The organism is Pseudomonas aegrilactucae, from assembly GCF_019168305.1.
Lineage (GTDB): Bacteria > Pseudomonadota > Gammaproteobacteria > Pseudomonadales > Pseudomonadaceae > Aquipseudomonas > Aquipseudomonas aegrilactucae.
The window spans coordinates 1-10,681 of record NZ_JAHTBI010000103.1; the positions used below are offsets into that span (position 1 = coordinate 1).

Here is a 10,681-nt window from a genome sequence, read left to right on the forward strand (position 1 = left end):
GCCAAGGCTGAAGCGGCACCTGCTGCTTGCCCCTGCCGCCGCCGCACCTGCTGCAAAAGCCGAGGCCGCACCGGCCCCGGCTGCTGCGCCAGCGCCAAGCGGTGCCAAGGTGCACGCCGGCCCGGCCGTGCGTCAGCTGGCCCGCGAGTTCGGCGTCGAGCTGAGCGCCGTGGCTGCCACCGGCCCGCATGGTCGTGTGCTCAAGGAAGACGTGCAGGTCTACGTCAAGGCCATGATGCAGAAGGCCAAGGAAGCACCGGCTGCCGGCGCGACCGGTGGTGCAGGCATCCCGCCGATTCCGGTGGTCGACTTCAGCCGCTTCGGTGAAACCGAAGAAGTGCCGATGACCCGCCTGATGCAGGCTGGCGCCACCAACCTGCACCGCAGCTGGCTGAACGTGCCGCACGTGACCCAGTTCGACACGGCCGACATCACCGAGCTCGAAGCCTTCCGCGTAGCGCAGAAAGCCGTGGCCGAGAAAGCCGGCGTCAAGCTGACCGTACTGCCGCTGCTGCTCAAGGCCTGCGCACACCTGCTCAAGGAACTGCCGGACTTCAACGCGTCGCTGGCCCCTAGCGGCAAGGCGATCATTCGCAAGAAGTACGTCAACGTCGGTTTCGCCGTGGATACCCCGGACGGCCTGCTGGTCCCTGTGATCAAGAACGTCGACCAGAAGAGCTTGCTGCAACTGGCGGCCGAAGCTGCGGCCCTGGCGGAAAAAGCCCGGACCAAGAAGCTTTCGGCTGACGACATGCAGGGCGCCTGCTTCACCATCTCCAGCCTCGGTCACATTGGCGGCACCGGCTTCACGCCGATCGTCAACGCGCCGGAAGTGGCGATCCTGGGTGTCTCCAAGGCCACCATTCAGCCTGTGTGGGATGGCAAGGCCTTCCAGCCCAAGCTGATGCTGCCGCTGTCGCTGTCGTACGATCACCGTGTGATCAACGGCGCCGCCGCTGCGCGCTTCACCAAGCGCCTGGGCGACCTGCTGACCGACATCCGCACCCTGCTGCTGTAACTGCTGCTACCCGTGCTCTCCTGCCGGGGAGCACGGGCACCGTTTTCGAGCTGCCACGCTCGTACCTCAACCCCGCCATCTGGCGGGGCTTTTTTTTTGCCCGCGCCCTGAACGGCTTCGGTCAGCCCGCCACCCGGACCAGAACCGGCAACTTCAACCACCCAGCGGTTTCCACACCCTCGGCATATTCGGCATTCAGCAAGAAAGCCCAGGCGTTGCCGTTGGCCAAGACGTTATCTCCCGTCCAGTAATTGGAAGCAGGCCAGCCAAGCGCCGTCGTGACACATCCTTCGGACGGATAGTAGGTATCCCAGAACTGGCGCATCTGCGCTACCGACAGCGCCTTGAACTCCCATAGACGCTCTGCACTGGTGACATTGGCCGACCAGAACACGCCATCCTTGCGCTGCACGCATTGAACGCCGCTGATGATCAACCTATAGCTCGCCGTTTGCCCGCGTGCGTCGGTCGCGATGATGTTGGCTATTCCATTGCCAACCGCGCGCACGCCGCCCGTCTTGGCATCGACCCAGGCCACGTCGGTATTGCTCGAGCGATAACTGAAAGGAGCACGCCCTCCTGTCGGTACACGCTGATAAAAGGCGTTGCTTTCCGGGTTCGGCACCTTGGGCGGGCGGCCCTTGGCAATGATGTAGGCATTGGTGTGCAGGGCATGATCGGGGCCAAACACAAACGTGCTGATCGTCAGGTGCAGCGCCGAGCAATCGATGGCCTGCGCCCGGCTCTGCCCCTCGGGTGCCACCTGCAGCCTGACGTTCAACAGCGAATCGGACTCCAGCCGTTCCAGTGCGGTGCGCTGGGCTTGCACTGCCACGCCTTGCGACGCCTGGGCCGACGTCACCACCAGGCCATCGGCCATCAACCATGTCAAAGGCTTGCCCCGGACATCGGTGCCCGTCGCTTCGATCCAGTATTTCAAACCCGGCAACAGGTATTCGCTGGGGGACACATGCAGTTGCAGGTCACCGCTGAAACTCCCGAGGTTAACGCCGGCCGCCGCCAGCGGCCCCAATTCGACGCTCGGCAGGCGATCAGGTCCAAGCGATGCCACCGTCACAGCCACCGTGTCAGAGGTGGGCGCGCGACCGTCGTAATGCCAGACCGTATACGACAGCAACAGCTGCTTGCCCGCATGTTGGCGTACATAGTCGGCATCCACCCGGTAGTCCAGTGCAGTGCCGACCAGCGCCTGGGTGATCGGTCGGTTCAACAGCAGGGGCTCGCTCACCGCAGGCACTGTCACACAGTGCAACTCGACTTCATCACCCCAGCGCATGCCGGGGTAGGCCGGTACCCTCACCGTAAAGCCGCTGAACAGCGCACCGATGCCCAGTGCCGCGTTGCTCGCGTCAGGTACCTGCGGTACAGCCAGTGGCTCCTCCCCTATGGTCAGCAGCGTGATGGCGGATGCCTGCGGTTGCGCCCAGTCATCGTGCTCGACCAGGTAGTGAACCTCCAGCGTGCCGCCGCTGAACGGCTCGAGCGCTTGTACGACCTGCCGCGTCAGAGCACGCCCAGCCATGTTGCGCGAGACATCCCAGCTCGCCTGCCCGGGAATCAGCCTGCCGGTGCTTGCCCGCCACAACCAGTTGAGCGTCACGTAGCTGCCGTAGAACAAGCCATCGCCTGGAATCTGCAGGGCCACTTGCTGCAACAAGGGGCTGAGCTGGCCGTTGTCGGCCTGATCGACCAACGGTGCGGGCAAAAGCGGCGGGCCACTGCCAAAGATGACGGGCGGTGGCACCACCACCACGTTCACCGGTACCGACGTGCGGCGCAATCCGCTCTCAGCGACGGTCACCGCCAGCACCAGTTCCAGCGGGCCGGGCTGCAGCAGGTCGGCGGGAATGAACAGCGAGAAATGGCCGTCCTCACGGCCCGCGCTGATCTGCGCGCTTGCCAGCACCTGCCCGTGACCGTCCAGCACCTCCAGCGTATCGTTGAGCGCCATGCCCGGATAGGCCTGCACCATCAGCAACAGCCCGCGACCGCGTTCATCCAGCACATAGCGGTCGACCTGGTACTGACGCGCTCCTGCGGTCTTCAGATTGGGAATGTACAGTGGCAGCAAGGACGGCTCGCCATCGGCAGCCGGGGCGGCAAGCGCCTGATTGTAGGCATGCAGCAACTGCTCGAAGGAGACGCTGTGCTCGAGCATATCGGTCGCAGATTCATCGGTCGTCATGATTGCGGATCCTTGCAGGCTGGAACGTTGATCGGCGGGTGCGAGGCCCCTTATTGGAGAACGACACGAGCACGCCAGCAACTGGTATAAACACCAGTTGACGGCTGTGTTACCTGCAATCGATCCGCGGTATTGAAGAAATTGGGCCTGCCAGCCGATACAGATCAAACGAGGGCCACTCTATTGCTTGTCAGCCACAGGCACATGATGCAACCTTGCTCACACGCGTAGCAGCACATCGCCCAGCCCGCGCCTACAGTCTTCTTCAAGCGAGCTCCCCATGAAAAGCCAACCTGATGCCGCCAGCCGTATGGTGGCCGAGGTAGTGACGCAGTTGCCGGTGCCCTCGCGGCTGGGCATGTTGCGTTTCGAACGGCTGAATGAAGCAAACTGGGCCATGCTGTTCCTCGACCCGGGCTGCGAGCGCCAGTTCGGCCTGCCAGCCGTCGAGCTGTGTGCCCTGATCGGCTCGCCCTACGCCAGCCTGATGGAGCCAGAAGCCCGCTACAAGCTGCACGATGCCATCGAGCTGCAGTTGGCCAGCCGCCCGCACTACCTGGTGCGCTACACCCTGCACACCAGTTTGGGGCCGCTCAACGTGCTGGAGCTCGGCGAGGCCTACAGGCAGCATAACCGCCAGTTGCTGCGCGGCTACCTGCTGGTACTCGATGCCCAGCCCAACGATACCCCCGACCTCTCGGCGGCGGAGCTCGAAACCCGCAACAACCGCCTGCAGATCGCCTTGCAGCTCAACCAGCAGGCGCAGCAGGAACAACTCGAGCACCTGGAACGGGTACGCGCTCAGCAAGACCTGATCCTGCGCCTGGCACGCCAGCGCTACAGCGCCGACAACTCGCTGCAGGAAGCGGCCGAACTGATCACCCGCAGCGCCTGTGAGATCTACAACATCGACTGCGCCAGCATCTGGTACCTGGAAGGCCAGCAACTGGAGCCGATCTCGGCGTTCTACCGCGCCACCCAGCAATACCGCCTGCCCAAATCGATCGACGCCGGGCGCTTTCCCGACTACCTCGAAGCGCTGCACACCAGTCGTGCCATCGACGCACACAACGCCGCCCACGACCCACGCACCCGTGAAATCGCCGAAAGCATGGGCCAGCGCGGCATCCACGCCATGCTTGACGCCAGTATCCGCATCGACGGCCAGGTGGTCGGCGTGCTGTGCCTGGAACACAGCGGCTCGACGCGGGCCTGGCAGTCGGATGAAATTGCCTTTGCCGGCGAGCTGGCCGACCAGTTCGCCCAGGTCATCAACAACCACAACCGGCGCACCGCCACCAGCGCCCTGCACCTGTTCCAGCGCGCGGTGGAGCAGAGCGCCAACGCCTTCCTGCTGGTCAACCGCGACGGCGTGGTCGAATACGTCAACCCCAGCTTCACTGAAATCACCCAGTACACCCCCGAAGAGGTGCACGGTCATCGCCTGTCCGAACTGTCGGCGCTGGAGAACCTCAGCGAACTGCTGTTCGACTCGCCGTCGAGCCTGGCCATGGGCAACAGCTGGCAGGGCGAGTTCAAGAGCCGGCGCAAGAACCTGGAGCCCTACTGGGGGCAACTGTCGATTTCCAAGGTGTATGGCGACAACCGCGAACTGACCCACTACATCGGCATCTACGAAGACATCACCCAGACCAAGCTGGCCCAGCAACGCATCGAGCGCCTGGCCTACACCGACAACCTGACCAGCCTGGGCAACCGGCCGGCGTTCATCCGCAGCCTGGATGAACGCTTCGAGCGTGACAGCGACAGCCCCATCTGCCTGCTGCTGGTGGACATCGACAACTTCAAACGCATCAACGACAGCCTCGGCCACCAGACCGGCGACAAGCTGCTGATCAGCCTGGCCCGGCGCCTGCGCAACAGCCTGAGCCCGGGCGGCAGCCTGGCGCGCTTTGCCAGCAACGAATTCGCCGTGCTGCTCGAAGGCACCAGCCTGGACGTCGGCCAGCAGGTCGCCCAGCAACTGCTCAATACCCTCGACAAGCCGATGTTCGTCGACAACCAGCTGATCAACGTCACCGGCTCCGTGGGCCTGGCCTGCGCCCCGCTGCACGGGGGCGATCCGCAGACCCTGATGAAGAACGCCGGCCTGGCGCTGCACAAGGCCAAGGCCAACGGCAAGCACCAGGTGCAGGTATTCACCGAGGCGCTGAACGCCGAGGCCAGCTACAAGCTGTTCGTGGAGAACAACCTGCGCCGCGCGCTGACCCAGAACGAGCTGGACGTGTTCTACCAGCCCAAGCTGTGCCTGCGCAGCGGTCGCCTGCTGGGGCTGGAGGCGCTGCTGCGCTGGAACCATCCGGACAAGGGCATGATCCGTCCGGACCAGTTCATCAGCGTGGCCGAGGAAACCGGCCTGATCATTCCCATCGGCAAATGGATCGCGCGCCAGGCGTGTCGCATGAGCCAGTTGCTCAGCACCGAGGGGCTGGGCAACCTGCAAGTGGCGATCAACCTGTCGCCCAAGCAGTTCTCCGACCCCGAGCTGGTCAGTTCGATTGCCAACATCCTCAAGGAAGAAGCGCTGCCGCCGCACCTGCTGGAGCTGGAACTCACCGAAGGCCTGTTGCTGGAAGCCACCGAAGACACCCACCGCCAGCTCGACGAGCTCAAGCAACTGGGGCTGACCCTGGCCATGGACGACTTCGGCACCGGCTATTCGTCGCTCAGCTACCTGAAGAAATTCCCGATCGACATCATCAAGATCGACCGCAGTTTCATCCATGACATTCCGGACAACCAGGACGACATGGAGATCACCTCGGCGGTGGTGGCCATGGCCCACAACCTCAAGCTCAAGGTGGTAGCCGAAGGCATCGAGACCGCCGAGCAACTGGCGTTCCTGCGCCGCCACCGCTGCGACGTGGGCCAGGGCTACCTGTTCGACCGTCCGATCCCCGGCAGCGAGCTGATCGAGAAACTGCGTCGCTACCCGCGTGGCCCAATCGCCTGACAGCGGCGAAACACTCGGGCACACTACAGGTCTATCCCTAATCGTCCTGCCTTGAAGAGGAGTGGGTCATGGTCCTGCGTTCGGAAATCCTTGTGAACAAAAACGTGCTGCCTACGGCGCAACAGGCCCTGCCTGGCCGCGAAACGGCGATGACGCTGCCTGAAAGACACTTCGTGTTCGAAGACACCCCGCTGCTGGGCCCGTTCTTCGACGACGTCGACTTCGCGATCTTCGGCCTCGGTTGCTTCTGGGGTGCAGAGCGGCGCTTCTGGCAGCGTGAAGGCGTGGTCAGTACCGTGGTCGGCTATGCCGGCGGCTTTACCCCCAACCCGACCTACGAAGAGGTCTGCTCGGGCCTGACCGGCCACACCGAAGTGGTGCTGGTGGTGTTCGACAAGGCCAAGGTCAGCTACAGCGAGCTGCTGACGATGTTCTGGGAACTGCACAACCCCACCCAGGGCATGCGTCAGGGCAACGACATCGGTACCCAGTACCGTTCGGCGATCTACGCCACCTCCCCCGAGCAGCTGGAGCAGGCCAAGGCCAGCCAGGCCGCCTATCAGGCCGAGCTGGACAAGGCCGGTTTCGGCCCGATCACCACCGAGATCGACCAGGCCCCGACCGTGTACTTCGCCGAGGCCTATCACCAGCAGTACCTGGCCAAGAACCCGCAGGGCTACTGCGGCATCGGCGGCACCGGCGTGTGCCTGCCACCGAGCCTGCAAGGCAACTGAACCACCGGCGGTGCCTCATCGCGGATCAGACCCGCGATGCAGGCGCCGCGGACCTCGGCCGCCCACAGCAACCTGATTGCTCCCACCATCACGGCCCCCAGCGTCCGTTCCTCTCGCAATCCGCTCATTTCAATATCCCCTGACCAACCTGATACCAGTCCAGCCGGCGCGTGAGTACCATGAACACCCCGAGCAGGCCGAACAGCAGCAGCGAGCCCATCAGCAACGCGTAGTCCTCGGCGCCCAGCAATCCGTAGAGCATGGCGTACAGCACCAGCAGCCCCGCCGCAAAGCCCAGCCCGCGCCCCAGGCTGTGCAGCACATGGCACAGGTAGAAGCCGATCAGCAGCACGCAAGCGCCCGACGACAACGCATAGGCCAGGCCGAACCCAAGGTGCTCGGACAACGACAGCAGCAACAGGTAGAAGAACGCCAGGGCCACACCCACCAGCGCGTACTGGATCGGGTGCACGCTGAGGTTCTTGAGAATCTCGAACAGGAAGAACCCGGCAAAGGTCAGCGCGATGAACAGCAGCGCGTACTTGATCGCCCGCTCGCTCTTGAGGTACTGGTCCACCGGGTCGACGAAGCTCACGCCAAAGCTGCGCCCGCGAAAGTCGTCACAGGCATTGTTGGTCACGCACTGGGCCAGCGCATCTTCCAGGTTGGTGGAAAAGAACGAAGTCTGCCAGCGCGCACTGAAGCCCTGCTCGCCGATCTCGCGGCTGGCCGGCAGGTAGTTGCCGATAAAGCTGGGGTGCGGCCAGTTCGCCGCCATGTTCACCGTGGTGCTGCGCCCTACCGGCAGCACATGCAGTTGCCCGGTACCCTGCAGGCTCAAGCCGAAGGCGTAGTCCAGCCGCGTCTCGGCCCGCGTATCGATGGCCGGCAGGGCCACATGCACGCCGCCGCCCAGCCAGCCCAGGCCGGTCCCCGCCTGGAACGCCAGCGACTGGCCGTTGACGCTCAGCTCCAGGTTCTTCTCGATGCCACGGATGTCGCTGATGCCCACGGCCAGGAACGCCGGCTCGAAGCGGTAGTCCTCGAAGTCTTCGGTGATGCCCCAGCGCTCGGGCAGCCTGAACTGGCCGCTGATGCGGTTATCGGCGTGGAACAGGCGAGCCTGGTAGATGCCGCGGGCGCGCAGTTCGGTATCGACCCTGGCGTCGACCTCCAGGGTGTCGGGCAGAAAGTACAGGTGGCCGGCCACCGTGCTGGTCTGCTGCTCGGTGTTGCCGTCCACGGTTTTCCAGCTGCGCTGGACCTTGCGATACGGCACCACCAGCAGTGGCCCGCTGATCTGCTGGCTGTAGCTGGAGCTCTGGGCGATGTCCTCCAGCACACTGTCGCGTTGCTGCTGGCGGTCCTGGATCAGGCCGCCGATCATCAGCAAGGGAACCAGCAGCAACACGATCAGAAAGGCGATGGCGCCCAGTTTCAGGCTCAGGGTTCGGTTCATGGGCAAGGCTCCGGTTTCGATGGCGCCAGTGTGCCCAAGGCATGTGGGCGCGGTCGGGAGCCTGCGTGGAGTTGTGTGGAGCCTGTGTGGAGAACGCTCAGCTCAGGCGGTTGGCCGGCAGCCACAGGCGCACACGCACGCCGTCCTCGACGTTGGCCACTTCCAGTGCGCCGCCATGCAGTTGCATCACCTCTTCGACGAAGTTCAGCCCCAGGCCCGTGCTCTTGCGCCCGGTACCGGGGCGCGGCAACGAATAGAAGCGCTCGCTGAGCCGGCCCAGCGCATACGCCGGGATCGGCGCGCCCTGGTTGTACAGGCTCAGCGCCACGCGAGGGCCGGCCTGCTCCAGGTCGACCACCAGCAGCCCGCCGGGCGGGGTGAAGTCCAACGCGTTTTCAAGCAGGTTGCCGATGGCCTGGCGCAGCAGGAACGGCTCGCACAGCACCCGCGCACTCGCCGCCACACGCTGGCGCACCTGCAGGCCGGCACTTTCGATACGCGCACTCTGCGCCAGCAGTACCTCGTCCACCAACGCCGCCAGCGGCACCTGCTGCTGGTCTTCCAGGCCCTGGCGCTGCTCGACCTGGGCCAGGTCCAGCAGCCGCTCGATCAACTGCTGCATGCGCGCGCTCTCGCTTTCGATATTGCTGGCGAAGCGCTGACGCTGGTCTTCGGGCATCGGCCCCTGCAACAGCTCGCTGGCCCCGCGAATGGCCGCCAGCGGGCTTTTCAGTTCGTGGGTCAGGGTGTGCACGTAGCGCTCCACGTAAGCCCTACCCTCCAGTTGCGTGCGCATGCGCTCCACCGCGCCGGCCAGTTGCGCCAGCTCGCCGCCGCGGTAATGCGGTAGCGCCACGCGCTCGCCCTCGCTGACCGCCTGCGCATAGCGCGTCAGCCGGCGCAGCGAGCGCGCCAGCCACCACGACAGCGCCGCGCCCACCAGCAGGCCCAGCACGATCAGGCCAAGTCCCAGGTTGAACAGGCGCTGCTCCGAGCGATCGATGTACGGCTGCAACGACTTGTTCGGCTTGGCCACGGTGACCACGCCGATGATCCTGCCGCCATCGACGATCGGCGCCGCCACGTGCATCACCGACGACTCCGGGTCGTCAGGGTCGCTGCGGGTGGAGCGCGCGCCGTACTCGCCGCGCAGGGTCAGGTACACGTCGTTCCAGCGCGAATAGTCCTGGCCCAGGGCTTCGCCGCTGGAGTCGAGCAGCACCTTGCCGGCGGCATCGGTGACGTAGATGCGGTGGTTGACCTCGTTCTTGGCCAGGCCCCAGATATCGGCCTTGGGCTGACGCTGGCCGTAGGCCTTGAGCAGCTCGGGCAGCCGGCCCTGGCCGAGGGTACCGGCCTTGACCTCGTCGCGCAGGATCTCGGCCAGCAGGTTGGCGGTGTCCACCAGGGTTTCCTCGGTGGACTGGCGCACCCCGGGGCGCACCTGTTCGCGCACGGTATTGAGGATAAAGTAGCCGGTCAGCCCGACGAACAGAAAGTACACCAGGAAGATGCGGATACCCAGGCGCATCAGCTGTGCCCTGGGCTGTAGCTGTAGCCCAGGCCGCGATGGGTCTGGATTGGTTCGGCGTCGGCCACTACCGTGCGCAGCTTGGCGCGCAGGCTCTTGATATGGCTGTCGACGTTGCGCTCGTAGCCGGCTTCGGCCGGCACGCCGGTGGCGTCCAGCAACTGCTCACGGCTCAGCACCCGCTCGGGTTGTTCGAGCAGGCATTGCAGCAGGCGAAATTCGTGACGGGTCAGGTTGAGCACCTGGCCACGGTAGAGGATCTGCAGGCGCAGGGTGTCGATGCTGAACGGGGACGGTGCGGCATCAGGCTCGCTACGCGGCGCCATGCGTTTGAGGATGGCGCGCACGCGTGCGGCCACTTCACGCGGGCTGAAGGGTTTGACCACGTAATCGTCGGCGCCGATTTCCAGGCCCACCACGCGGTCGATCTCGCCGTCGCGGGCGCTGAGGAACATCACCGGCACCTCGCTGAAACGGCGCAGCTGGCGGCAGGTTTCGAAGCCGTTGATGTCCGGCAGACCGATGTCGAGGATGATCAGGTCGGCCGGACGCTGGCGTTGCTGCTCAAGCGCCGCGCTGCCCAGGGTCACCCACTCGGTGCTGTGGCCGTCGCCTTGCAGGGCAAAGATCAGGGTATCGGCGATGGCCGCTTCGTCTTCGACAATGAGGATATGGGGCATGGCATCCGGGCCTGGCAGGATTTGGCTGCACTTGTAGGGGATTCTCTACTGCCTGACAAGGCCCCTTCGCCGGCAAGCC

The 10,681-nt window shown here is 64.8% G+C and carries 7 protein-coding genes; 3 read left to right on the forward strand and 4 right to left on the reverse strand.

What is annotated here, in order from left to right; translation table 11 throughout:
• A partial coding sequence (locus tag KUO17_RS23565; protein ID WP_217977983.1) for a 2-oxo acid dehydrogenase subunit E2 occupies positions 1-1,018 on the forward strand: 1,018 nt, incomplete at its 5' end.
• 121 nt (positions 1,019-1,139) lie between these two features.
• Here KUO17_RS23565 and KUO17_RS23570 read toward each other — a convergent pair.
• Positions 1,140-3,392: an Ig-like domain-containing protein gene (locus tag KUO17_RS23570; protein ID WP_217977984.1), complete on the reverse strand. Its 2,253-nt coding sequence runs from the start codon at positions 3,390-3,392 to the stop codon at positions 1,140-1,142.
• Positions 3,393-3,504: 112 nt separating this feature from the next.
• On the opposite strand from KUO17_RS23570, the gene KUO17_RS23575 reads away from it, so the two are divergent.
• Both KUO17_RS23575 and msrA read left to right on the forward strand, forming a co-directional pair.
• Entirely contained in the window at positions 3,505-6,198 is a 2,694-nt protein-coding gene (locus KUO17_RS23575) for a putative bifunctional diguanylate cyclase/phosphodiesterase (protein ID WP_217977985.1), read from the forward strand.
• A 68-nt stretch (positions 6,199-6,266) separates the two neighbouring features.
• Positions 6,267-6,932 carry a peptide-methionine (S)-S-oxide reductase MsrA gene (msrA, locus tag KUO17_RS23580; protein WP_217977986.1) on the forward strand — a complete coding sequence of 222 codons (666 nt, stop codon included), beginning with the start codon at positions 6,267-6,269 and terminating at the stop codon, positions 6,930-6,932.
• A 124-nt stretch (positions 6,933-7,056) separates the two neighbouring features.
• On the opposite strand, the gene creD is transcribed toward msrA, so the two are convergent.
• From creD to creB, 3 genes are all read right to left on the reverse strand, one after another.
• The gene (gene creD / locus KUO17_RS23585; protein WP_217977987.1) at positions 7,057-8,391 is read right to left on the reverse strand and encodes a cell envelope integrity protein CreD; all 1,335 of its coding nucleotides are present in this window, start codon (positions 8,389-8,391) and stop codon (positions 7,057-7,059) included.
• A gap of 97 nt (positions 8,392-8,488) precedes the next feature.
• Positions 8,489-9,922 carry a two-component system sensor histidine kinase CreC gene (creC, locus tag KUO17_RS23590; protein ID WP_217977988.1) on the reverse strand — a complete coding sequence of 478 codons (1,434 nt, stop codon included), beginning with the start codon at positions 9,920-9,922 and terminating at the stop codon, positions 8,489-8,491.
• The gene (gene creB, locus KUO17_RS23595) at positions 9,922-10,602 is read right to left on the reverse strand and encodes a two-component system response regulator CreB (protein WP_217977989.1); all 681 of its coding nucleotides are present in this window, start codon (positions 10,600-10,602) and stop codon (positions 9,922-9,924) included. The genes creC and creB overlap by 1 nt, the downstream gene beginning before the upstream one ends.
• Positions 10,603-10,681 lie beyond the last annotated feature (79 nt).

Coding starts and splice junctions, on each gene's coding strand:
- KUO17_RS23575 (WP_217977985.1), top strand. CDS start 3,505: ATGAAAAGCCAACCTGATGCCGCCAGCCGTATGGTGGCCGAGGTAGTG.
- msrA (WP_217977986.1), top strand. CDS start 6,267: ATGGTCCTGCGTTCGGAAATCCTTGTGAACAAAAACGTGCTGCCTACG.
- creD (WP_217977987.1), bottom strand. CDS start 8,391: ATGAACCGAACCCTGAGCCTGAAACTGGGCGCCATCGCCTTTCTGATC.
- creC (WP_217977988.1), bottom strand. CDS start 9,922: ATGCGCCTGGGTATCCGCATCTTCCTGGTGTACTTTCTGTTCGTCGGG.
- creB (WP_217977989.1), bottom strand. CDS start 10,602: ATGCCCCATATCCTCATTGTCGAAGACGAAGCGGCCATCGCCGATACC.